This is a genomic window from Sphingomonas sp. (assembly GCF_019242355.1).
Classification (GTDB): Bacteria; Pseudomonadota; Alphaproteobacteria; order Sphingomonadales; family Sphingomonadaceae; genus Sphingomicrobium.
Map to the genome: position 1 here is coordinate 1 of NZ_JAFAVR010000251.1, position 22,366 is coordinate 22,366.

Below are 22,366 nucleotides of genomic sequence, written 5' to 3' on the forward strand. Positions count from 1 at the left end.
TGCATGCAGGACTGATCTAGGATGCCGATCCATATCTGCAAAGAATGCGGCACGTCGTATGCCGATGCTCCATCCCCCCCGGCGCGCTGCCCCATTTGCGAGGACGAACGACAATACGTGCCGCGCACCGGGCAGGCCTGGACCACACCGGAAGCGCTGGCTGCGGCACACGTCAACGCTTGGCGACGGCTCGAGCCTGGCCTGTTCGAGATACACACGTGGCCGGACTTCGCGATCGGACAACGGGCGCTGCTGGTTCGGACGCCGGCGGGCAACTATCTCTGGGACTGCATCGCGCTCATCGACGACGCGACGGTCGAGCTGATCATGGGGCTGGGCGGCCTCAAGGGGATAGCCATCTCGCACCCGCATTACTACACGACATGCCAGGACTGGGCTGCGGCGTTCGACTGCCCCGTCCACCTTCACGGCGCCGACCGGGAATGGGTGATGCGGCCCGATGCCGCGATCCGGTTCTGGGAGGGCGACACTCTCGAGTTGTGCCCGCAAGTGACGCTGATGAGGCTGGGTGGTCACTACCCCGGATCGACGGTGATGTATTGGCGTTCGGGCGACCGGGGGCAAGCCGCGCTACTGACCGGCGACACGCTTCAGGTCGTGGCGAATCCCTGTCGCGTCAGCTTCATGTACAGTTATCCGAACCTGCTGCCCTTGTCCGCCGCGACCGTCAGGCGAATCGCCAGCAAGTTGCAGCAATGGCGGGTTGATCGCGTATATGGCTTCAACGTCGGTCGGCAAATACTCGAGAACGGCGGCGCTGCTATCGAGCGTTCGGCGAGTCGATACATCGACTTGCTTTCCGAGGAGCGCTGAAGAGCGTCGGACATACTCGGCCGACTTTAGGGGCCTGAGAAGGCAGTTGATCCTTCCGGGCGTCGGCTACAAACTTGCTTGGTGGCGCCGGCGCCATTTACGCGAGCGGTGCCGGAGCTGGGAACCGAGATGACCATCCCACCGCGCGTTCGTAACATCTCAGGAACGTCGGCTCTACGGCTCGGGTCGTGACAGGCCTCTACTGGGCTCTTCGCGCTTCTCCGGCCGAGATCGCCGAGCTTGATGCGCCCAGGATTCGGCGCGTCCGCTACGGAGACGCGACTATCGCCGTGCATTCCGAGGAGGAGGTCAGCCTCGTCATGATGCTCACCGAGCGTCATCGCGCCGTACGCAAAGCCGAGGGCCATTCCATGGTCGGCGAGCCTCGCGTCGGTACGGTCACCGTCGTGCCGCCTGGCTGTCCCACGACCTTCCAGGTTGAAGGGACGGCTTCCGTGCTCGTGCTCGACTTACCCTTGAGCGACCTTCAAAATTGGGCGGCCGAGGATCTCGGGCTCGATCCGGCGCGAGTCGAGATCGAGCCACGTCTTGTCTACTTCGATCCGGTCATTGCCCGCCTGTTCTGCCTCGCGGCCGCGGGCGTAGAGCGTGAGGAGATGTCGCTGCGCGCCATCGGTCACCGGCTGCTCGAAAAGCACGGTGGCCGCACCAAGAGCGGGCATGCACGTTCTGCCGGCGGTTTATCACCGTCCCGCATTCGGCGCGTCTGCGAGAAAATTGAGCTGGAGCTGGAGCAGCCGCTCGGCATTGCGGACTTGGCAGCTGAGGCAGCGATGAGCGCGTTTCATTTCGCGCGCGAGTTCCGTCGAGCGACTGGCTTCGCGCCACACCAATACGTCGTGCAGCGCAGGTTAGCGCGGGCAGTCGAGCTCCTGGCCGATCTGGACAGATCCATCACGGAGATCGCCGCAGACGTGGGCTTCTCGCATCCCAGTCACCTCGCGCGTCGACTCCGCCGCTTCACCGGGCTCGCTCCAAGTCTTCTCCGGTCCCGCGTGTTGGGCGCCTGACGAACCGCCAGAGACGATTCCAGCAAGAACGTGCTCGCCCCGGGCGGATGCGCTTCGCTAGGTCCTATGGCAGAGGCCAAAGGGCGTGCGGATGGACAACCAATTGAGCGACGACTTGGGGGTGTTCGTTCCGGCATATCGCGAACCGGAGGGTGGGCAGGGTCTATTTGCGGCTTTCGAGCCCGGCACGCGCGTCCTACCCGCCGGGTTTCGGGTGGAACCGCGCTTCGCGCCGCTACCCGTCGCCATTGTCATGGACAAGGATGTCACCGTGACGCTGCGCGACGGAATCACGATCTACGTCGACGTCCTCCGCCCAGCCGGCGACGAGAAGGTGCCGGTGCTGGTCGCCTGGAGTCCCTACGGCAAGAGCCGAGGCAACGCGGCGCAATATGTCGACCTTCTCTCGCTCTTGGGCCTCGACCTGTCGAAGCTATCCGGGCTCGAGAAGTTCGAAGCGCCCGATCCGGCTTGGTGGGTCGCGCGAGGCTACGCCGTCTGCAACCCCGATCCGCGCGGTTCTTACCGCTCTGAGGGCGACATCCGCTGGTGGAGCCGGTTCGAGGGGCAGGACTATCACGACCTGATTGAGTTCCTGGGCGTCCAGGACTGGTGCAGCGGCAAGGTCGCGACCTGCGGCAACTCGTGGCTGGCGATCTCGCAATGGTTCGCCGCGGCCGAGCGGCCGCCGCACCTGGCTGCGATCGCGCCCTGGGAGGGCATGAGCGACATCTACAGGGATTTCATCATGCGCGGCGGCTTTCCTGACACGCCGTTCCCGCGCGAGCTCGCCAAGAGCCTCGTGGGCGCCAACATGCGCGAGGATCTCATCGTTGAGGCCGAGCAGCACCCGCTGATGGACGCGCTCTGGAAGACCAAGATTCCGGCGTTCGAGAACATCGACGTGCCTGCCTACATCGTGGCGAGCTACTCGCAGAGCATCCACACACCCGGCACGTTCCGGGCGTGGCGCAACATCGCGTCCAAGGACAAATGGCTTCGCGTCCACAACACGATGGAGTGGCCCGACTTCTACGACGAAGCTCATCAAGCGGACTTGCTCCGCTTCTACGATCACTTCCTGAAGGGCGCCGAGAACGGCTGGCGCGAAACGCCGCGCGTCCGCTTCTCGATCCTCGACCTCGAGGGAAACGACCGCGTGGACGTGCCCGCGGCGGAGTTTCCCCCCGGGGACTTCGAGCAAAAGCGGCTGTACCTGGACGCCGACGCGGGCGCTCTCGCCGCGCACGCACCAGCCGACCAGGCCAAAGCGAGCTACGACGCGGAATCGGAAGACGGCCGTGTCTCGTTCACGATCCGGGTCGAGGAGCCGACCGAGTTCGTCGGTTACCCGAAGGTTCGCCTGTGGCTCGAAGCTGTCGGGTCGGACGATATGGACGTCTTCGTATTCCTGCAAAAACTGGACGTGCTCGGCACTCCGCTCGAGCAGTTCAACGTGCCCAACCATGGCCCAAAAATGGAGGCGCTCACCCGAAACGGCGCGGCGATCCTGAAGTACAAGGGCTCGAATGGGCGCCTCCGCGTCTCGACGCGGCGGCTGGACGAGGCGCTATCGACCGACGCCATCCCGGTTCACGCCTTCGACCGGGTAGAGAAGCTCGCGCCGGGCCAGGTTGTCCCGGTCGACATCGACATGTTCCCGGTGGCGCTGGCGCTTGGCGCGGGCGAGCAGCTGCGGCTGATCGTGACGGGCTTCCATATCCTGGGCGGCGTGTTTCCCGGGCGCGAAAACGTCACCGCCGACAATCACGGGAGACATGTGGTCCATACCGGCGGCGACCGAGCCTCGTTTCTGCAGCTTACCGCCAGGAAGCCAGGCACCTGACGCCCTGACGGACGATTCCAGCAAGATCGTGCTCGCGTCACGCGGGCTGCATGACGATAGCTCTGCAGCACGAGCGAACGGCACCCGCCGAAGCTGCGGGAGCGCGCTCGCCGCCCGAGTTACTGTGTCTCAAACGACTGGTGGATTTCTCCATGCCCAGCGTGCCCTACACCACCCAGCGCCGCGTAGGCCGCTTCCGCGATCAGCGATGGCTGCTCGACGCCGTTATCCAGGTGCTCGGACCCGAGTTCGACCAGTCTCGGCTGCAATATTATAGCGCGCCGATGGGCCCGGATCATCGCGGGCCGGTCATGGGGCTCAAAGGGCTGATCCACCGCTGGGACGACATGGCGCGCGAGTTCTCGCGTCTGGCACGCCGTTACGAGCTGCAGGCGCGCGCCGCGATGGCGGAGGGGCACGAGGTCACGGCTGGCGACGGCTTCTTCTCGGCGTCCATCATGTACGGTGCGGCGCAATGGCCGATCTTCGAGAACACCGAACTGAACCTCGCGCTAGAGCGCAAGAAGAACGAGTGCTTCGCCGAGTTCATGAAGTCCGCCGATCACCGCATCGAGGCTTGCGAGGTGCCTTACGGCGGCGCGACCTGTCCCGGGTATCTGCACCTCCCAATCGGGTATAGCGGCGGTAAGGTTCCGTGCGTGGTTATGGTCTCGGGCATGGACGCGTTCAAGGAGCTGCAGGTCAACGCGTCGGCCGACCGCTTCCTGCGGCGCGGCATGGCCTGCCTGATGCTTGACGGCCCGGGCCAGGGCTCCTGCCTCCCGCGCGGCATCTGGTACGACCCGGACCGCTACGGCGAGTTTGGGCGCGCGGCTTTCGCCGCGGCCGCAGATAGGCCGGAGATCGACGCCGAACGGATCATGGCCTGGGGCTTGTCGTTCGGATCGTTCTGGGCGACGCAGATGGCGGCGGCCGAGCCGCGGTTCGCGGCCTGCGCGGTGATGTACACCTGCTTCCAGCCGCATAACTGGCCGCTGTACGAAATGGCGTCACCCTCGTTCAAGCAACGCTTCATGTACATGACCGGCGTCGCCGAGGAAGAGGCGTTTGACGCTGTGATGTCCGAGATGGACGTGATGAAGCTTAGCGCCGACCTGCACATGCCTTACTTCGTCATGGCCGGCGAGGATGACTCGCTGAGCGACATCGGCTGCACGATCGAGCACCTCAATCACGTGCCCGGTCCCAAGACGCTGGTGATGTTCGCGGGCGAGGAGCACGGCATGGGTGGCTCGCGCTCGTCGCAGCTCGGGCCGCCGTTCTTTCCAATGATCTGCGACTGGCTCGCCGATCGGGCAAAAGGAAAGCCGATCGAGTCGACTTACACCGTCGTGGACACGACGGGGCAGATGCACACCGAACCGTGGGGCGAGCGCCGCAACTACCAGTATGGCGCGCCGCTCGGGGTCGACCAGTTGTTCGCCGATAAGCCCCCGGCAGGAGGACGATCATGACCGTCAAGCTCATCAACGTCTTCCAGATGCCCGAGGAGCAGGAGGACGAATTCCTGAAGCGCTGGAACGAGACGACCCAGCATTACGCGCGGACGGAGGGCTTCATCGAGACCCACCTTCACCGCAACACGGGCGTCGGCAACCAGACCTTCAGCTTCGTCAACATCGCGCTCTGGGCGTCAGCAGAGGCGTTCACCAACGCGCACAAAGGGTATGTACCAGGCGAGGAGAGCATTCCCGGGATCAGCTTCCACCCGGCAATTTTCGAGGAGGTGGTGATGACGACTAACCTCCTCTCTCAGCGATCAAAAGGCGCCGAGTAGCGCTGGCTTGGGGAAAGGCAGCATCGCGAAGGATGCACGTTGGAGAGCTGGAGCAACTTCTTTCTTGGCGAGCTCGGCGCAGCTGCCGCTTTGGCGGCTCTGCTTTGCGTCAGCGTTTCAGTAAATCAAGCGAGGATCCTGGCCTTGGGCCGGATGGCGGATCGCGGGATCGAGTCGCTGGCGATGCTCTTCCTCGTGCTGGCGATGGCGTCGCTCGGGCTGGTGCCGCAGCAACTGCCCAGATTGTTCGGCTTGGAGGTTCTCACGCTGTCCAGCGTTCTCATCGGTCGCCTCGTTCCGCTCCAGCGCTCGTACCTCAGCCAGATCGACGCCGAGGATCGCCCGCGAACGCTCGTCCTCGTGCGCGGCACTCGTGCCACCATTGGCGTCATCGCGTTGGCGGGTCTTGTCATGCTGGTCCTCAACGATGCCCACGGCATGTACCTGCTCGTCCCGGGCATACTCGGCACCTTCGTCGCCGCTCTCGCCAACGCATGGGTGCTCCTGATCGAGATCAATCGATGAGCTGCGGGCATCGCGTCAGGATCCAGCCATGAATCAACAAACCTTGAATATCGCCTTTTGGAACTACGACCGGACCAAACCGCTCGCCGATGGCCAAGTGGAGATCGACGGCGTCGAGCCCCGCTTCCACACCGGACGGATTGTCACCGAGATCTTCGAACAGATGATCCGCGGCCGCGCCTTTGACGTGTCCGAGCTCGGCATGACCTATTTCTTGCGCACGTTCAGCGGCGGCGAGTCTCCGTTCGTGGCAATCCCCGTCTTCCCGAACCGCTGCTTCAGGCACTCAGCGATCTACATCAACAGGGCGAGCGGCATCGCGCGCCCGGAAGACCTTGCCGGCAAGACGATCGGCGAACTTGCGCTCTATGGCCATGACGCGGGCGTGATGCCCAAGGGCATCCTCTCCGATGAGTACGGCGTGAAGCCCGAACAGAGCCGCTGGATCGTCGGCGGCATCGACTTCCCGCTCAAACCGATCGATTTCGTTCCGCAGCCGCATCCGGCCGGTGCCGACGTCACCTGGGCGGCGCCCGACGACGATCTCGGGGCCAAGCTCGAATCTGGTGCGATCGACGCCCTGATCTCCGCCGACGTGCCCAAGTGCGTGCTGGAAGGATCGCCGAAAGTCGGCCGCCTCTTCGAAGACTACGAAACCGTCGAGCGCGAATACTACGGCCGCACCGGCATCTTCCCGATCATGCACACCGTTGTCGTGACCCGCGAACTCGCGGGCAGCCGCCCCGATCTCGTCAAGGCGATTTACCAGGCCTTCTGCAAGGCCAAGGCGGGGGCGATGGAACAATACGTCAAGGGCATGACGTTCAATAATATGGCGCTCATGCTGCCCTGGGTCACAAAGCTCATCGACGCCGACCGCACGCTTATGGGCAACGATTGGTGGCCCTATGGCCTTGACGCCAACCGCGGCGCAGTCGACGCCGTCCTGCGCTACCACCACGAACAGGGCCTTACCGAGCGCCGCTTCACATGCGAGGACATTTTCGTCCCTGAACTGCTGGACACGTAAGCGCGATGCGGATCGTCGCGCTCGAGGAGCACCTTACCACCGCGCCGGTGCTCGAAGCCTGGCGCGGGCTCGACCCGTGCTGGCAGGATCTTGCGCTCAAGCCCTCTTCACAGGGCGAGAGCGGAGGGCGGCTGCTTGAACTTGGCGAGCAGCGGCTCGCGGCGATGGACGCGGCCGGCGTCGATGTCCAGGTCCTCTCGCTGACCACGCCCGGCCTCCAGAGCCTCGTTGCGGACAACGCAACCGCGCTGCAACGCGAGGTCAATGACCACATCGCCGAGGCTGTCCGGCGCGCGCCGGGCCGGTTTCAGGGCTTCGCGACGCTCGCCACGCCGGCGCCGCACGAGGCCGCGAAGGAGCTTGATCGCGCAGTCGGGCAGTTGGGGCTGAACGGCGCGATGCTGTTCGGGCGCACGCGCGAACGCAATCTCGATCATCGCGACAATTGGCCGATCTTTGAGGTGGCGGATGCGCTTAGGGCGCCGCTCTACATCCACCCGCAGGCGCCGCGTGCCGAGGTGCGCGACACCCTCTACAGAGGCTTGGGCGAGGAGGTCGACGCGGCCTTCGCCACGCACGGTCTCGGCTGGCACTACGAAGCGGGCGTTCAGATCGTGCGCATGATCCTGGCGGGCGTGTTCGACCGCTTCCCCGATCTGCAGTTGATCACCGGCCACTGGGGCGAAGTGGTGTTGTTCTACCTCGACCGGATCGACAGCCTTACCGGCGTCGCCAAGCTCACCCGCCCGGTCTCGGACTATTTCCGCTGCCATTGTCAGTGAGCCCCAGCGGCATCTTCAGTCACCGCTACCTCCGCTGGGCGGTCGAGGTGCTAGGCGCCGAACGCATTCTCATGTCGACCGACTATCCGTTCGAGAAAGCGCCGCCCGCAAGCGTGCCCCGCTTCCTCGACCAATCCGGGCTCCGCGATGCCGACCGGGCTCTCATCGCTCACGCTAACTGGGACCGGCTCGTCGCACGGATCAGGAGGTGATCTCGGCGTCGCGCAAGCCGGGCGGCGCGGCAGTTCAGCGGACGGTTTGATCCGTCGGCGCGGCTGCGTTCCGCATCAGCAGCGCGGCGAGCAACGACACCCACCCGTAGCCGATGACCGACAGCAGCGTGATCGGCAGCAGCACCCTGGTCGCGAACGTCAGCCCAATCAACGCCGGAACGGCAATGCCCGTCAGCACGCAATATGTCGCCCAGCCGTTGCGACCTCGCCGGCCAAACCCGCGCGCGAAGACGAAGCACGCGGCGAGGAGCGATCCCATGATGATCAGGAAGCCGGCATTATGCACCATCGCATGACTGCTGACCGTCGGCGCCGCTCCGAGCGGCGCACCCGGCGGAAAGCCGTATCCTGGATCGGGGTGGAAGATGCCGGCCAGGATCAGGCCGAGGCCAAAGGTCCCGATCAGCACCGGACCCCAGGTTCCACCCGCGCCGCCGCCCCACGCGCGTCTTATGCCCACAGCTCCCAACACGGCGAGCACGCCGGTGGCGATGAAGTTTACGATCTGAATCCAGCCCTCAGCCCCCAGACTCAGGAGACTGAGAGGCGTCAGGTAGACGTTGAAGGGGCGGGTGACGATCTGCCAGATCAGCAGCAGGCAGAAGAACGGCGCGCTCGCGATCGCGCAGCCGAGGAGAAGCCGGGTGGACATAAGTTGCTCCGATCGGGACGGTGTAGCAGACGGGCGAAGCTTGGCTGGCGCCCTGGCGAGCCGAGCGGCTCGGGTGCGATCACGTCGTCACCGACGCGCGGTAGTTCATCCGCTCAAGATCAGAGATCATTCCTGGGCCGGTCGGCGTCCAGCCCAGCCGCTCTCGGGTCAGAGCACTAGAAGCCGGCATGTCGTAGCCGGCAAATGCGCCGAGCCAGCCGAAATGCGCCATGGCTTCCTGGGGGGCAAGCGAGCGGACGGGCACCCCGAGTCCCGCCCCGATTGCCTCGGCGATCGCGCGCATCGGGACGCCTTCCTCTGCGACTGCGTGCCAGCGAGCGCCTGCCTGGTGCCCCTCCAGCGCCAGCCGATACAGCCGGGCGACGTCGGTGACGTGCGCCGCAGGCCAGCGATTGGTCCCATCGCCCAGATAGGCCGACAGGCCCTTTGCCCGAGCGACCTCGATCGCGGGCGAGACCATGCCCTGCTTGGCCGTGTCGTGGACCTGCGGCAGGCGCACGACGGCGACCGACACGCCGCGTTGCGCGACTTCCTCGCCGGTCAGCTCGGACAGGCGTCGCGGATTGGGATTGTTGCGGTCGAACACGTCCTCCCGGGCCAGCTGACCAGGCCCGGGGCTTCCCATCCCGGTGCCCGACGTGATGATCAGCGGACGGTCCGAGCCGGCGAGCGCGACGCCGAGTGCCTCGATGACCCGCCGGTCCTTTTCGCAATTCTCCACGAAGCGTGAGAAGTCGTGGTCGAACGCGGTGTGGATCACGGCATCCGCCTCCACTGCACCGCGCGCGATGCTGTCCGGCTCCTCCAGCGCGCCTCGATACGCCGCGGCCCCCTGCTCCTCGAGCCAACGCGCGCCGGCGTCCGAGCGGGTCAGCCCGGTTACCTGGTGTCCGGCCCCGACCAGTTCGGACAATATCCGGGAGCCGATGAAGCCGGTCGCGCCGGTGAGGAATACGCGCATCGGAGATGCCTCCGCTATTGTGGGAGGCGCAGCATGGGCCTACTTCGAATCCTGTAAAAGTAGTGGCTTTATCGTGGTATAGTTGCCAACAGGATCAGTGATGGCGATCGACACTCCAGCTCGGCTCGGCACCTATTTGCGGGACCGCCGAACGCGGCTAGATCCGGCTGCGTTCGGCCTCTCCGGAGGTCGCCGCCGGACGCCAGGGCTGCGCAGAGAAGAGGTCGCTCAGCGCGCCAATATCAGCCCGACCTGGTACACGTGGCTGGAGCAGGGGCGCGGCGGTGCGCCGTCGGCGGACGTCCTCGACCGGATCGCCGCAGGGTTAATGCTGACTGAGCCCGAACGCGAGCACCTCTTCATGCTCGGTCTCGGTCGCCCGCCCGAGGTGCGCTACAAGCCCGTCGAAGGTGTCACGCCGCGGCTCCAGCGGGTGCTAGACGCCCTGCACCTCAGCCCGGCCATCATCAAGACAGCGACTTGGGATGTCGTCGCCTGGAACCGCGCCGCCGCCGCTCTATTCACCGACTATGCGAAGTTGCCGCCCGAAAGACGCAACATCCTGCGTCTGATGTTTGCCGACCATCGAGCGCAGGCCGCGCAGGAGGACTGGCATAGTGTTGCGCGGTTCGTGGTGGGAGCCTTCCGCGCCGATGTCGCTCGCGCCGGCGCTGGCGAAGAGGTGACTCGCCTGATCGAGGAGTTGTCAAGAGTTAGCCCCGAATTTGAGGCGTTGTGGCGCGACAACGAGGTCATTGCCCACGGTGAGGGCATCAAGCGTATCAAGCATCCCGAGGCCGGGCGATTGGAGTTGGAGTTTTCCGCCTTTGCGGTCGACGGTCGACCGGAGTTGGGCATGGTGGTCTATAATCCGGCGACAGACGCGGATGGCGACCGCATTCGCTCGCTGATCGAGTCCCGACCGGCTTTGATGTGAGTGTTCAGGGCCTGCCCGAGTCCTACATCATCATCGCCAGAGCGCTTGACGCCCATCACGCGATGCAGATTCCAGGCACCGCCACGCGCTGAAAGAGGTGAGGCGAAGCGATTACGGATGAGGGATAGTTTGTCAGCTTGCCTGAAACCCAGCATCCGAAAAGGCAGCCCGGAACGCCTCCAAGGACTCCCAGACAGCGTAGTTGAAATATGCGGGGCTCGGCCCAGCGCGGTGCAACTGGGCCGAGATGAAAACTGGTCGAGCTTTCATGAAAACTGCGTCGCTCTTCCAAGCGTCCATAAACGCGGCCTCGTCGGCAGGATCGAGGGTGAAGAGGTTGACGAGCACCACCGGCCCGCTCTCCCTTTCGGCGAACTGCTGCTGAACGGTGAAGGCGGGATCGAGCGGCTTCATCTGCCACACGGCGGTCTCTCCTGCTCACGATGTGACCCATGAGGGTTTGGTCGCTTTCCAGCCGAACCCGCAACACAAGCGCGCGCAGCTGGTGGTGTTCACCGACCGAGGGCGAATCCTGTACGAGCGGGCACTATGGCTTCAGCGGCCCTGGGCTGCAGAGCTGGCGCACGGTCTCACCGGACAGCAGGTCGCCGCAGCATGCGATGTCTTGGGAACGCTGCTGGAACGCCTGGATATCGGGGGAACTCGCCTGATGATGGGGCCGGCGCATCCAGCATAGGCGATGCTGCAGATCAGAGAGGTGGTCCGGATCAGCACTGATCCCCCGCCTCAATCCCCCGTGTACGTTCCGTTCATCTGGATGATCGCCGGGGCGGGCGTGTAGGCGCTGAACCAGCCCATCATCTCCGGCAACCTGGCCTTGGCCGCCTCGGAGTCCCTGTTCGTGGCCGAGTTCTGCAGCTCGCCCGCTATCGATTGGACGTTTGTGGGCGTGGCACCCGCCTGAATCAAACGCTGGATCGCCCAATCGTTGATGTCCCGCGTCCACGAACCGGCGGCGTCGCAAGCGATGAAGACGTGATAGCCCGCCGCAATCAGCGAAAGCGCCGGGTAGACGAGGCAGAAATCGGTGGTGATGCCGGTCAAGATCAGCTTGCGCCGGCCTGTCGCCTTCACTGCCTCCGCGAAGCGAGGATCGTCCATGGCGTTGAGGGCGCCCATGCGGTTGATCGGGGCGACATCCGGGAACGTGTCCGTGATCGGCTTCAGCAAAGGTCCGGAGGGGCCTTCCGCTCCGCCCCCCGTCGTGGTCAGCACCACGGGCAGGTCGAACAGCTTGGCGAGCTTCGCCAGCGCTTCGATGTTTGTCCTGAGAAGCTGCATGTCGATCGACTGCACGCCGAGCGCCAGCGTCGTCTGGTTGTCGATGAACAGCACCGCGGCGTTTTCGGGGCTGAGCTGCTCAAGATACTGCGCCTGATCAACCATCTCGCTTCTCCCTCTTTCTCGTGCGTTCGCCGTCACCCCGCGTGCTTGCGCGCCGTCACCTCAGCCCCAATCGGGCGGGTCGAGCGGGTTCGGACCGGGCAGATTGTCCATGCCGTAGCGCCGGTACTGCGCTTCGCTCATGTTGGGCGGAGGCGTCGCGCCCTTTGGGGGAATCGCGCGGGTCGGTGCCGGCATCGCCATCTCGGCGATCGCCAGCTCAAGGCCGGCCGGCGTGTAGCCGTTCAGGAACGCGGCCTGCTTGTCGACGCGGAACGCGTGGCGCGTGTTGCGCGGCACGAAGACGAAGTCACCTTTGCCGCCCTTCCTGATCTCGTCGCCGACCAAGAAGGTGATCTCGCCTTCGAGGATGTAGAAGTGCTCGTCCGACCAGGTGTGCTTGTGCGGCGGCGCGCCCGATCCGACCGGAAGCGCCTCATACATCAGCGAGTAGCGCCCGCCGGTATCCTCTCCCTTGACGAGGATGACCCACAGGATGTCGAGCCACCAATAGGCGGGCGCTTCGTCGACATTGTGGACGAAGGGGATCGAACCCGGAATGGCGGGCAGGTCGGGCGTGTGGTCAGCCATGGGCTTTGTCCTTCGGGTGACGCCGCGGTTCAAGCGGATCGGGCTCGTCCAGCCAGACCAGGCCGTAGCGGGTAAGCAGCTCCTCGGGCATCCGGCGCTCGTCGGGCCCGCCCCGGGCGGGCGGTCTCGGCGGCGGCAGCGTGAGTTCGGTCGCCTTCGTGCCGAGTTCGGCGATCATCGCCTCCATGCTGGCCGGCGTGTAGCCGTTGAGTATGCGTGCGGTGTCGCTGTCGACCCGAAAGGCATGGCCCGTCCCACGCGCGATCGAGACGAACGCGCCGGTGGCGGCGGTCTTGATCTCGCCCTCGATCAGGTAGGTGATCTGCCCGTCCAGAATGTAGAACGTCTCGTCCGACCAGAGATGCTTATGCGGCGGCGGACCCGCGCCCATGGGCATCAGCTGCTCCATCATGGACCAGCGCCCGCCCGTGTCGTTGGCGTCGGCGAGCATGATCCAGAGGATATCCTGCATCCAGTAAGCTGGCCGCGCGTCGTTGCGGTGGATAAAGCCGGTGCTGCCCGGCATTGGCGGGAAGTGCGGGACGTCTGGCATCATCAGGCTCCGTGTGAGGGGTCGTGCAGGCTCGGGCTTGGCGCGACGGCTGGCGATCAGGCGTTCGCGGCCGGCAGCTCGCGCGCGATAAAGGCGTCGAAGCGCTCGAGCCTGAGGTCGGGGTAGCGCTCGTTCTGGAGGTCGCCGAGCGCGGTCTGGCCGTTTGTCATGTAGAGCAGGTAGGCGAGCATCACCCTCTTCTCCGGATCGGCGGCCGCCATGGCCGCACGCAGGTCGTCCTCTGACCCGTAGGAGACGGGCTTCAGCGCCCGTCCGAAGCGACGGCCGACGATCTCTCCCGCCTCGCGGAAGGAGACGCGGTCGCCGGCAATGGCAAACTTTCCCGCAGGCACGCTCGGATCGAGCGCCACGCGCGCCGTCATCCGCGCCGTGTCCTCGACGCTCGTGACCTCGATCGGAGAGTCGCCATCGCCGAAGAAGCCGACCGTGCCGGCGTCGAGATCGATCGCGCCCCGTCCGGGCATGAACACCCACATGAAGGCGCCCTGGAGGATGTTGACCTGTTCGACCCCCACCGCGGCGATCCGCTCGTCGGCGGTGCGGCGCAGGTCGAAGGCGGCGTGTTCGCCCGGCGTCGCCTTGAACAGATCGAGCGCGAAGTCGGAGGGCAGGATCCGCCGTACGCCGTTGCGTTTGCCCGCTTCAGCCAAGGAGACCTGACCATCGACGATCACGTCGGGGCCGCCCTGGACAGCAGAGACAATGACGTCGACGCCATCGGTGGCGCGGTCGAGCGAGGCGGGGTCACCGAGGTCGCCCTCGATCACCTCGGCGCCTCTGTCGAGCAGCGGCGTGAGCTTGGCGTCGGCGGGCGAGCGGGCCAGCAATCTGAGACGCGCATCCGGCTGGTCGAGCAGGTGCGCCGCGATACGGCTGCCGAGCATACCGCCGCCGCCGACTAAGAGCACAGTCTGAGCCATGGTGAGCTCCTTTCCCGACCAGAGCTAGTCGTTGCCGATCGCCGCGATTAGCCAGCGAATGCTGGACAGCGCGTTCCAGAACGGGAACAGTTCCGATGATGCTGGACTTGGGCCATCTCCGCGCCTTCGCGCGGGTTGCCGACCTCGGCAGCGTTTCGGGCGCGGCGCGGGCGCTCGGCATGCCGAAGTCGTCGGTCAGCCGATCGCTGATGCGCCTGGAGGAGGCGGTCGGCGCCGTGCTGGTCGAGCGCTCGACGCGTCACCTGCGGCTGACCGACGCCGGACTGCTGCTTCAACGTCACGCGCGCCGCATCCTCGATGATGTCGGTGACGCCGAGAACGCGATCGGGGGACTGATCGGCCAGCCGCGCGGCGAATTGCGGGTGAGCGCGCCGTTCACCTACGCGGCCGGTCCGCTGGCGCGCATCCTGCCCGATTTTCGCGCGCGCTACGCCGACGTGAAAGTCCTGCTCACGATCGACAACCGAGTCGTCGACCTGCTCACCGAGGAATACGATGTGGCGATCCGCATCGGCCCTCTGCGGAACTCGGATCTGATCGCGCGGCGGCTAACGAACTACGCGCTATGGCCCTGCGCGAGCCCCGCCTACCTGCATCAGGCGCCGCCGATCACCAAGCCGGCCGACCTAATTCACCACGTCATCATCGCCCATCGAGCTCTGAAGGAGGCGTGGCCGTTCCACTCCGTGAGTAGCGCTGGACAAGACGTAGAAATTGAGGCGCAGATGGTTGTTCCGGAGCCGGAGGCGGTGCGCACGATGCTGCTCGCCGGCGCGGGCGTCGGCATTCTGCCTGACTTTTTGGCCCGAGACGCGATCGAGAACGGGTCGCTCGTACGCATCCTGCCGTCCTTCGAGCATCGGTCGGTCGAGGTCCACGCTCTCTACCCGAGCCACCGTAGCCTTTCAGCAAAGGTGCGCGTGTTTATTGATGCTCTCGCCGCTGACCTCCACGCGGCCGAGTCGCGAACGTCGCGTTGAGTCCGGCGCATCAGTCGGTGCTATCACGGCTGCACTTGGGCCGCCGTCCGCGTCAGTGCTCTCAGAGTTCTATGGCGCAGGCGAAGTGCCCAACTTCATCCTGCACGGCGTTCGGCCGGGCGGCGGACGACAAGAGGAAGAGCGCGGGCACAGACGCGGTTGGGAGCGGAGCGTTCGAGAGAGTCCCCCGCCCACGGCTGGGTAGAGAAGTATAAGCGTGTTCGCCGCGTTGCCGCCGGAAGTTTCCCGTAGCGCTCTTCCGCGGTCGCCGTCCTTGCGCTCGCTTCGGGGCAAGCGTTCTTCGTGCCATGGCTCGAAGATCGCGACTGCCAGGCCCCATCCCCGACGGCGGCAACATTATCGACCTGCTGGACTATCTTCCGGTTGAGCCGCACGACATCAGCGAGCCCGGACGGCGCCGATCCCGTCCACCCTGGGCCCCCCTTGTTACGACGGATTTGCCGGAGCATCTCCCGGTATCCGAGCGCGAGCTGGACATCGTTGAGCTGCATTTCGCGGACCTCTTGGACGAGCTGCTGAGCCGCAAGTCCTGATCCGCAAGGAGGACGAAGGCATGCGGAAGGAGACCACACCAGCATCTGTCGGAACGCGGGCTGTTCTATATCTGCGAGTCTCGACGGGCAGGCAGGCCGAGCACGACCTGTCGATTCCAGACCAGAGGCGACAAGCCACCTCCTATTGCCAGGGCAAGAGCTTGCAGGTGGTCGGCGAGTATGTCGAGCCAGGCGCCTCCGCGACCGACGACCGCCGCCCCGAGTTTCAGCGCATGATGGACGCTGCAGCGGCCCGCCCGGCCGAGTTCGACACCATCATTGTCCACTCGTTCAGCCGCTTTTTCCGCGACCAGTTCCAGCTTGAATTCTACGTCCGTCGACTCGCTAAAAGTGGCGTTCGCCTGGTCTCGATCACTCAAGACCTGGGCGACGACCCGATGAGCGTCATGATGCGGCAGATCATGGCGCTCTTCGACGAGTATCAGTCCAAGGAAAACGCCAAGCACACGCTGCGGGCCATGCGCGAGAACGCGAGGCAGGGCTTCTGGAATGGGTCGCTCCCGCCTTACGGCTATCGCATCGTTGCGGCCGAGCAACGCGGCACCCGCACGAAAAAGAAGATTGAACCCGACCCCGACCAAGCCGCTACAGTGCGCCTGATATTCCGGCTGGCGCTTCTCGGTGACGAAGAGCGCGGACCCATGGGCACGCGTCGAATCGCTGACTATTTGAACGTAAGGGGTCTCCGTACCCAGACCGGTGGTCGCTGGGGGCTGGGCGCGATCCATGTGATCCTGACTCGGACCACCTACATCGGCAAGCACCGCTTCAATGAGTACAGCTGGCGAACCAAGACCCTCAAACCTGAGGAGGAGGTGGTCGAAGTCGACGTACCTGCGATCATCGACCCTGACGAGTTCGCGGCGGTCCAAGTCATGCTGAAGGAACGCAGCCCGCAACTCAAAGCGCCCCGTTTTGTAAGTAGCGGAACACTTCTCGGCGGAATCGCCTTCTGCGCCGATTGCGGGGGTGCGATGACGCTGCGGTCCTGCGGCAAATCCGAACGCTACCGCTACTACACCTGCTGCACTCGCGCGCGCCAAGGGGCGAGAGGCTGCCGCGGCACAACGGTGAGCATGGACGCGCTCAACGACATCGTGGTCGAAGCCATAGAAGGCCGAGTTCTCGACCCCGTTCACCTGGAGGCGCTGCTCGCCGGAATATTCGCTCGGCGAGCCGCTCGGGCGAGCCAGGAGAGGGACCGGATCGCCGACCTACGAAGGCAGGCCGCCGACGCCGATGCCAAGCTGACTCGCCTCTATGGGGCAATCGAGGCGGGAGTGGCCGATCTCGCAGATGTGAATCTGAAGGGCCGTATGGTCGAGCTTCGCGCGATTCGCGACGCTACTCGAGCCGACGCCGACCGCGCGGAAGCGTCGCAAGGCGTGGGCCGTGACGTCCTCACGCCCGAAATCGTGAGCCGCTTCGCGGAGGAGGCGAGGCGGCGGCTACGCGCTCCATCCGGCAGTCTACACCGTCATTACATCCAGGCCGTCGCCCAGCGTGTGGAGGTATCTCGAAGCGCGGTCCGCGTCACCGGATCCAAGGCCACTCTCCTTGGTGCGCTGGCCCGATCGGGCCAGTCGCACCCTGGAGTGTTCAATCGCGCGAACGGCGTTCGCGCTTTTGAACCGAAGTGGCTCCCCGGGACGGATTCGAACCATCGACCAACCGGTTAACAGCCGGTTGCTCTACCGCTGAGCTACCGGGGAGCAGCCCTTTCGGGCGAGGCGCGCCTATGCATCAGCCGCGCGGCCGTTGCAACAGCCGCGCGCCGCTTCCCGCTGGCTACAGCGTCACTTCGCCGCGCATCACCGGCACGCAGTCTCCAGCGATGCTCGATCGGATCCCCGTGGCCGTCCGACGGGCGCGGACGCGGAGCGCGCTCGGCCGCCCCATCTCTACGCCCTGCGTTGCTGCGATCGTCAGTTCGTCGCCACCATCCAGCGACAGCAGCAGCGCGCCCAGGGCGGCGTTGGCGCTGCCGGTGGCAGGATCTTCGAGCACGCCGGAAAGCGGGGCGAACATGCGGCCCGCGACGAATGCGCCATCGCGCGCGTAGAGGTGAACGGCGGCCAAGCCTTTGTTTGCCGAGTGGTTCGCGGCCAGGTCGCGGAAGGCGCTGATATCCGGTGCCGCCCTGCCGAGCGCGGCGCGCTCGACTTCGACGAACGCGAATGCCGCACCGACCGAGGCGACCAGCGGCCGATGATACGCCAGGCGCAAGTCTCCCGGCGTTAGTCCGATGCAGCGGGCGATCAGTTCGGGCGCGACCTCTCCCCCGATGGCAAGCGCCGCCGGCGCGTCGATCTCGGCGCCGCGGACCGCGCCCTCCGCATCATGCTCGATCCGGGCTTCGACGAGGCCGGCGATCTCCTCGAAGAGCAGTTTTCCACCGCGATCACGACCCATTCCGGCGAGCACGAACGCGGTGCCGACGTTGGGATGACCCGCAAACGGCATTTCGTGGGCAGGCGTAAAAATCCGCACCTCAGCGTCATGTACCGGATCGCGCGGCGGGAGCACGAACGTAGTCTCGCTCAGGTTGAACTCGGTCGCGAGCCGCTGCATCTCGCAATCGCTCAAGCCCGAAGCGTCCGGAAAGACTGCGAGCGGGTTGCCGCCGAACCGCGCGCTTGTGAATACGTCGACGGTCTGGAATGCAAAGCGTCGCATCGGCCCTCACCGGAAGTCGGCGGACACTATGTCTCGCGCCATCGCAAGCGGCGCAACAGGCGGGGACACTATCGCAGGCGTCAGCGCTCGCGTAGCTTGGACCAGAGCTGATCGGTGCCCGCTTCCTGCGCGCGGTTGACATATTGCGAGGCGACCAGCCAGCCCTTGAACGGCCGCAATACGACCAGGCAGCCGATCACGAGGAGCGGCAGCGACGTCACGAGATGCACCCACCATGGCGGATCGAACGCAACCTGCAGCCAAACCGCGACGAACAGCAGCGGGAAGGCGATGAAGCAGAGCGAGAAGAAGGCGGGCCCATCGTCCGGCGAGGCGAAGCTATAGTCGAGCCCGCAGGCTTCGCAGCGATCGACGATCTTCAGCCAGGATCGGAACATGCGGCCTTTGCCGCAACGGGGACAGAGGCCGGACCAGCCAGATTTCAGGATCCAACGGAATTTGCTTTCGGAAACGTGGCCGGTCGCCACCTCGACGCGCTGCGGTTCGCTTTCGCTCATGCGGTGCCGATAGCGGCTCGCGGGGGGATGGCAACAATCTGCATCGCCTGCGGTGGCGGCCCGCCTCGTCCTGACGGTAGAACGGGGTAGAGCCGGCAAAGTTGAATGCTCGAATCGGCGCTCGGGAGGAAATATGCTCATCGTCCACCATCTCGGCATCTCGCAATCGGATCGCATCGTCTGGCTGTGCGAGGAGCTCGGGCTCGACTTTGAGCTTCGCCGCTACGATCGCGATCCGGTGACGAAGCTGGCGCCGCCGGAATATCGCGCCCTGCATCGCTTCGGCACGGCCCCGGTCATCCAACATGACGATCTGACGCTCGGGGAAACGGGGGCGATCTTCGAATATCTTATCGCTATCCGGGATGGCCGGCTTGGCCGGAGCTTGCGCGATGCCGATTTCGCCGATTATCTCTACTGGCTTCACTTCGGCAACGGCTCGTTCGTGCCGGCCGGCGTCAACACGATGATCGTGCGGACGATTTCGGGCGGATCCGGCGACCACACGCTCGGCATCTTCGGCGATCGGCTTCGGCGCGCCTATGAGAGTGCGGACGAGCGGCTCGGCGAAACACCCTATTTCGCGGGAACCGAGTTCAGCGCGGCGGACATCATGATGGTGTTTCCGCTCACCACGATGCGCGCCTTCGCGCCGGTCGACTTGGCGCCCTATCCGAATATCCGCGCCTATCTGGGCCGGATCGGACAACGTCCGGCCTTCCGCCGGGCAATGGCCAAGGCCGATCCCGGTTTCGAGGTGCATCTCACCTAGCGGCGTGTCTATCCTGTCGGCGGGCAGGTGGTGGAGCCGAGGGCCACGGAATGCACGTTCGCTGAGGTTCGCCCACGTTCGCCTTTTCCAAAGCTTTACAGCAGTTTATCGACCGCTTATGATCGGTAACGATCGGCCCAGTTAGCCACCTTCCGCGCTTCTTTGGCGGGGCAAATGGTGGGACGAAAAGTTATATCCCGCAAGAGGGGATCGAACCGATGTTGACCGCTTTGCAGGTGAAGCATGCCAAGCCGGGCAAGCACCTCGATCATCACGGGCTTTGCTTGGTGGTTCGTCCCAGCGGCGGTAAATTTTGGACTATGCGAATCCAACGAGGAGGCCGCCGTCGGGAGTTTGGTCTGGGATCCGCCTACGATGTCAGTTTGGATGAGGCGCGAGCCAAAGCCTATGCGCTGCGTCAACGGGTCAAACGCGGCGAAAACCCCCAGCAGCCTGATCCCGGCGGATTCGAACGTCCCCTACCAGCGCGCGTCGCGCCGAAGCTGCCGACTTTCGAGAAAGCCGCACGCGACTGCTATGATGCGCTGAAAGATGGTTGGGACGACAAACGAAAGCGCAACTGGCTTTCGAGTTTTGAGCAGCATGTCTTCCCACTGATGGGAGCGACCCGCATCGACGAGGTCGACACGGCGGCGGTTCGGGATGCCCTGGCGCCGGTCTGGCTCAAAATTCCGGACACTTCGCGCCGTATCCTGCAGCGCATGCAAGCCGTCCTGGATTTCGCGCACATCAAGGGCTGGCGTGAGGCGGAGACGAGCCTCCGGACGGTGCGAAAGGGGCTGCCCCGCCACACCGATCGAAGCAACCACTATGCTGCCATGCCATATGCGGAGGCTCCGGCGCTTGCCCGTAAGCTGAGAGACGAGGATGCGTCGATCGGCCGTGACGCTCTTCGCTTTTTGATATTGACCGCCGCCCGATCGGGGGAAGTCCGCGGCGCCCTCTGGAGCGAGATTGATCGGACGCGCGGCATATGGTCGATACCCGCGGATCGGATGAAAGCTCGTGAGCCGCATACAATCCCGCTCTCGACCCAAGCTCTCTCCATCCTCGATCGGCTTTGGAAGGTTCGCACCAGTAACGAAGGTTTGATCTTCACCTCAACGGCGAAGGCCGCCCTGAGTGACATGACCCTGAGCAAGGTTCTCAAGGCATCGGGCGCTGATGCCTATACGGTTCATGGGTTCCGAAGCGCCTTCACCGATTGGGCCTCGGAGCAGACGAGCTTTCCAAAGGAAGTCGCGGACAAGGCGCTGGCGCATAAAGTTCCCGACCGCGTCGAGGCAGCTTATCGCCGCACGGACTTTTTTGAGAAGCGCCGGGAACTGATGAAGCTATGGGCTGATTTTCTCGATGCGGATGACGCAAAGACCGCTGCCAAACCGGGCCTTCCACTGGCCGCGTGAGCGGTTCAAACGCGGTCCGCGGAATTTATGAGGTCGAGAAGGCTCTTCCGTATGACCATCGTGCTCCGACCGATCTTGATCGCTTCAATTTTGCCGTCGGCGATCAGCTCATAGATCTTCGTCTTGCCGACCCCGAGTTCCCGCATGGCATCATAGAGGCGAAGACAGATCGGGCCATCGTCCTCTACAGGTGCCTTGGTCGCCTTTGAGAGGCCCTTTTTCATTGCGACATCTCCTGGCGCCGCTTCAGGAAGGCTCGGTCGCCATCAAGGAAGCTCCTCAGCATCGCAGAAATAAGGTCACTGAGCGGCTCATTGGCGCCGTACGCCTCGCGATATGCCAAAGCATAGGCGTCGAGATCTCGCTTCAAATCAGGCGAAATCATAATGGCCATCTTCACCGGCTTGCGGTCGGGAAGTTTGCCGAGCTTGATGCTAGCCATCTCAGCTCCCCTCAGTGGATGAGAAGACGAGATCCTTATGAACAACGAGTCTGACCGGCACGCCCGGCCGGATCGTGATCGTCGGTTGAACGCCAAGATTGCGCTGAGTGATCTGATCGCCGGCCCGCGAGACGCTATCCTGGGTCGACATGCGGAGCGCTTGGACGAGATCGCTCTGACCGGACAACGCGAGCTGCGTGCTGACGCCCAGCAGCGTCGAGAGCGCCACTCCCTTCAGGAGCTGTCAGGTGTGGAGATCGACCTTGTCCTGCAGGCCTGCATAGCCCGATGGATCGGTGGCGGGAACATTGTCGATGCGCAAGCTGCTGCCGTCCGGCATGATGATCCGCTGCCAGACGATCAGCGCGCGCCTTTGGCCGAACGCCACCACGCTGTCATAGCTGCCGATCAGCCGCGCCCCTTGCGGAATGAGCAGGATCTGCCCGGTCGCGCTGTCATAGGTATTTTCGGTGACCTGCGCGGTCACGAGCCCCGGGAGGTCCGACCGCAGACCGGTTATCAGGCTCGCGGAGATCACACTACCCGCCGACAGAGTATAAGGTGAGGGCAGTGGTGTGACAGGATGCGGATTGACGTCGCCGCGGGAATCGAGCCTGCCGACGAACGCCTCTTTCCGTCCCTGCGAATTCGGATCATTGGCTAAATCGAGTCCCAGCTTAGGCGCGGCAGCGTCACCGTTGCTGGGAGGCGTCGCGGTGACGGGCGTGGCGTCCAGGCCCGCGTCTCGCTGCCGTCCCTCCACCAGCACGCCAGATTCGCGAGCAGCCTTAAGCTCGGCGAGCTGACGCTCCCTCT

27 protein-coding genes, 1 tRNA gene and 1 pseudogene are annotated in these 22,366 nt (G+C 64.7%); 16 read left to right on the plus strand and 13 right to left on the minus strand.

Annotated elements, in window-relative coordinates; genetic code table 11:
• Positions 1-21: 21 nt before the first annotated feature.
• From JOZ79_RS11960 to JOZ79_RS12000, 9 genes are all read left to right on the plus strand, one after another.
• Positions 22-834, plus strand: coding sequence for an MBL fold metallo-hydrolase (locus tag JOZ79_RS11960; protein ID WP_294074416.1), 813 nt, complete (start codon positions 22-24; stop codon positions 832-834).
• Between the two features lie 320 nt (positions 835-1,154).
• On the plus strand, positions 1,155-1,865 hold the full coding sequence (locus JOZ79_RS11965; RefSeq protein WP_294074418.1) for an AraC family transcriptional regulator: 711 nt from the start codon (positions 1,155-1,157) through the stop codon (positions 1,863-1,865).
• A gap of 103 nt (positions 1,866-1,968) precedes the next feature.
• Positions 1,969-3,711 carry a CocE/NonD family hydrolase gene (locus JOZ79_RS11970; RefSeq protein ID WP_294074430.1) on the plus strand — a complete coding sequence of 581 codons (1,743 nt, stop codon included), beginning with the start codon at positions 1,969-1,971 and terminating at the stop codon, positions 3,709-3,711.
• 152 nt (positions 3,712-3,863) lie between these two features.
• Positions 3,864-5,186, plus strand: coding sequence for an alpha/beta hydrolase (locus JOZ79_RS11975; protein ID WP_294074432.1), 1,323 nt, complete (start codon positions 3,864-3,866; stop codon positions 5,184-5,186).
• Positions 5,183-5,509: an antibiotic biosynthesis monooxygenase family protein gene (locus tag JOZ79_RS11980; RefSeq protein WP_294074434.1), complete on the plus strand. Its 327-nt coding sequence runs from the start codon at positions 5,183-5,185 to the stop codon at positions 5,507-5,509. The genes JOZ79_RS11975 and JOZ79_RS11980 overlap by 4 nt, the downstream gene beginning before the upstream one ends.
• A gap of 144 nt (positions 5,510-5,653) precedes the next feature.
• Positions 5,654-6,034 carry a hypothetical protein gene (locus JOZ79_RS11985; protein ID WP_294074436.1) on the plus strand — a complete coding sequence of 127 codons (381 nt, stop codon included), beginning with the start codon at positions 5,654-5,656 and terminating at the stop codon, positions 6,032-6,034.
• 28 nt (positions 6,035-6,062) lie between these two features.
• Positions 6,063-7,064 carry a hypothetical protein gene (locus JOZ79_RS11990; protein WP_294074438.1) on the plus strand — a complete coding sequence of 334 codons (1,002 nt, stop codon included), beginning with the start codon at positions 6,063-6,065 and terminating at the stop codon, positions 7,062-7,064.
• Between the two features lie 5 nt (positions 7,065-7,069).
• The gene (locus JOZ79_RS11995) at positions 7,070-7,846 is read left to right on the plus strand and encodes an amidohydrolase family protein (RefSeq protein WP_294074440.1); all 777 of its coding nucleotides are present in this window, start codon (positions 7,070-7,072) and stop codon (positions 7,844-7,846) included.
• Positions 7,843-8,058 carry a hypothetical protein gene (locus JOZ79_RS12000; protein ID WP_294074442.1) on the plus strand — a complete coding sequence of 72 codons (216 nt, stop codon included), beginning with the start codon at positions 7,843-7,845 and terminating at the stop codon, positions 8,056-8,058. Before JOZ79_RS11995 ends, JOZ79_RS12000 begins: the two co-directional genes overlap by 4 nt.
• A gap of 34 nt (positions 8,059-8,092) precedes the next feature.
• Here the strand turns inward: JOZ79_RS12000 and JOZ79_RS12005 are convergent, their stop codons facing one another.
• Positions 8,093-8,731, minus strand: coding sequence for a DUF998 domain-containing protein (locus tag JOZ79_RS12005; RefSeq protein ID WP_294074444.1), 639 nt, complete (start codon positions 8,729-8,731; stop codon positions 8,093-8,095).
• 79 nt (positions 8,732-8,810) lie between these two features.
• On the minus strand, positions 8,811-9,713 hold the full coding sequence (locus JOZ79_RS12010) for an SDR family oxidoreductase (protein ID WP_294074446.1): 903 nt from the start codon (positions 9,711-9,713) through the stop codon (positions 8,811-8,813).
• Positions 9,714-9,813: 100 nt separating this feature from the next.
• Here JOZ79_RS12010 and JOZ79_RS12015 point away from each other — a divergent pair, with 100 nt between their 5' ends.
• The gene (locus JOZ79_RS12015; RefSeq protein ID WP_294074448.1) at positions 9,814-10,650 is read left to right on the plus strand and encodes a helix-turn-helix transcriptional regulator; all 837 of its coding nucleotides are present in this window, start codon (positions 9,814-9,816) and stop codon (positions 10,648-10,650) included.
• Positions 10,651-10,782: 132 nt separating this feature from the next.
• On the opposite strand, the gene JOZ79_RS12020 is transcribed toward JOZ79_RS12015, so the two are convergent.
• On the minus strand, positions 10,783-11,064 hold the full coding sequence (locus JOZ79_RS12020) for an antibiotic biosynthesis monooxygenase family protein (RefSeq protein ID WP_294074450.1): 282 nt from the start codon (positions 11,062-11,064) through the stop codon (positions 10,783-10,785).
• Positions 11,065-11,095: 31 nt separating this feature from the next.
• Here JOZ79_RS12020 and JOZ79_RS12025 point away from each other — a divergent pair, with 31 nt between their 5' ends.
• Positions 11,096-11,347 (plus strand): hypothetical protein, encoded by a 252-nt coding sequence (locus JOZ79_RS12025; RefSeq protein WP_294074452.1) that lies wholly within the window; start codon positions 11,096-11,098, stop codon positions 11,345-11,347.
• A 50-nt stretch (positions 11,348-11,397) separates the two neighbouring features.
• Here the strand turns inward: JOZ79_RS12025 and JOZ79_RS12030 are convergent, their stop codons facing one another.
• From JOZ79_RS12030 to JOZ79_RS12045, 4 genes are all read right to left on the minus strand, one after another.
• Positions 11,398-12,057 carry an isochorismatase family protein gene (locus JOZ79_RS12030; RefSeq protein WP_294074454.1) on the minus strand — a complete coding sequence of 220 codons (660 nt, stop codon included), beginning with the start codon at positions 12,055-12,057 and terminating at the stop codon, positions 11,398-11,400.
• Positions 12,058-12,117: 60 nt separating this feature from the next.
• The gene (locus JOZ79_RS12035; protein ID WP_294074456.1) at positions 12,118-12,645 is read right to left on the minus strand and encodes a cupin domain-containing protein; all 528 of its coding nucleotides are present in this window, start codon (positions 12,643-12,645) and stop codon (positions 12,118-12,120) included.
• Positions 12,638-13,171, minus strand: a complete 534-nt coding sequence (locus tag JOZ79_RS12040; RefSeq protein WP_294074458.1) for a cupin domain-containing protein — start codon at positions 13,169-13,171, stop codon at positions 12,638-12,640. The genes JOZ79_RS12035 and JOZ79_RS12040 overlap by 8 nt, the downstream gene beginning before the upstream one ends.
• 83 nt (positions 13,172-13,254) lie before the next feature.
• The gene (locus JOZ79_RS12045) at positions 13,255-14,127 is read right to left on the minus strand and encodes an NmrA family NAD(P)-binding protein (protein WP_294074462.1); all 873 of its coding nucleotides are present in this window, start codon (positions 14,125-14,127) and stop codon (positions 13,255-13,257) included.
• A 119-nt stretch (positions 14,128-14,246) separates the two neighbouring features.
• Between JOZ79_RS12045 and JOZ79_RS12050 the strand changes: the two genes are divergently transcribed.
• From JOZ79_RS12050 to JOZ79_RS12060, 3 genes are all read left to right on the plus strand, one after another.
• The gene (locus JOZ79_RS12050) at positions 14,247-15,140 is read left to right on the plus strand and encodes a LysR family transcriptional regulator (protein WP_294074464.1); all 894 of its coding nucleotides are present in this window, start codon (positions 14,247-14,249) and stop codon (positions 15,138-15,140) included.
• Between the two features lie 308 nt (positions 15,141-15,448).
• The gene (locus JOZ79_RS12055; protein ID WP_294074466.1) at positions 15,449-15,694 is read left to right on the plus strand and encodes a hypothetical protein; all 246 of its coding nucleotides are present in this window, start codon (positions 15,449-15,451) and stop codon (positions 15,692-15,694) included.
• A gap of 20 nt (positions 15,695-15,714) precedes the next feature.
• Positions 15,715-17,394, plus strand: a complete 1,680-nt coding sequence (locus JOZ79_RS12060; protein ID WP_294074482.1) for a recombinase family protein — start codon at positions 15,715-15,717, stop codon at positions 17,392-17,394.
• Here the strand turns inward: JOZ79_RS12060 and JOZ79_RS12065 are convergent.
• The 3 genes from JOZ79_RS12065 to JOZ79_RS12075 all read right to left on the minus strand — a co-directional run bounded on the left by JOZ79_RS12065 (position 17,353) and on the right by JOZ79_RS12075 (position 18,909).
• Positions 17,353-17,427, minus strand: a tRNA-Asn gene (locus JOZ79_RS12065). The genes JOZ79_RS12060 and JOZ79_RS12065 overlap by 42 nt on opposite strands.
• A 76-nt stretch (positions 17,428-17,503) precedes the next feature.
• Complete coding sequence (locus JOZ79_RS12070) at positions 17,504-18,391, minus strand: PhzF family phenazine biosynthesis protein (protein ID WP_294074468.1); 888 nt, start codon at positions 18,389-18,391, stop codon at positions 17,504-17,506.
• A gap of 80 nt (positions 18,392-18,471) precedes the next feature.
• On the minus strand, positions 18,472-18,909 hold the full coding sequence (locus JOZ79_RS12075) for a DUF983 domain-containing protein (protein WP_294074470.1): 438 nt from the start codon (positions 18,907-18,909) through the stop codon (positions 18,472-18,474).
• A 133-nt stretch (positions 18,910-19,042) separates the two neighbouring features.
• Between JOZ79_RS12075 and JOZ79_RS12080 the strand changes: the two genes are divergently transcribed.
• Both JOZ79_RS12080 and JOZ79_RS12085 read left to right on the plus strand, forming a co-directional pair.
• The gene (locus JOZ79_RS12080) at positions 19,043-19,681 is read left to right on the plus strand and encodes a glutathione S-transferase family protein (RefSeq protein WP_294074472.1); all 639 of its coding nucleotides are present in this window, start codon (positions 19,043-19,045) and stop codon (positions 19,679-19,681) included.
• A gap of 218 nt (positions 19,682-19,899) precedes the next feature.
• Positions 19,900-21,108: a site-specific integrase gene (locus JOZ79_RS12085; protein ID WP_294074473.1), complete on the plus strand. Its 1,209-nt coding sequence runs from the start codon at positions 19,900-19,902 to the stop codon at positions 21,106-21,108.
• Between the two features lie 5 nt (positions 21,109-21,113).
• Here JOZ79_RS12085 and JOZ79_RS12090 read toward each other — a convergent pair whose 3' ends face one another.
• From JOZ79_RS12090 to JOZ79_RS12100, 3 genes and pseudogenes are all read right to left on the minus strand, one after another.
• Positions 21,114-21,332 (minus strand): helix-turn-helix domain-containing protein, encoded by a 219-nt coding sequence (locus JOZ79_RS12090; protein ID WP_294074476.1) that lies wholly within the window; start codon positions 21,330-21,332, stop codon positions 21,114-21,116.
• The gene (locus JOZ79_RS12095; RefSeq protein ID WP_294074479.1) at positions 21,329-21,550 is read right to left on the minus strand and encodes a DUF2274 domain-containing protein; all 222 of its coding nucleotides are present in this window, start codon (positions 21,548-21,550) and stop codon (positions 21,329-21,331) included. Before JOZ79_RS12095 ends, JOZ79_RS12090 begins: the two co-directional genes overlap by 4 nt.
• A 1-nt stretch (position 21,551) precedes the next feature.
• A pseudogene (locus JOZ79_RS12100) lies at positions 21,552-22,319 on the minus strand (TrbI/VirB10 family protein).
• Between the last annotated feature and the right edge of the window lie 47 nt (positions 22,320-22,366).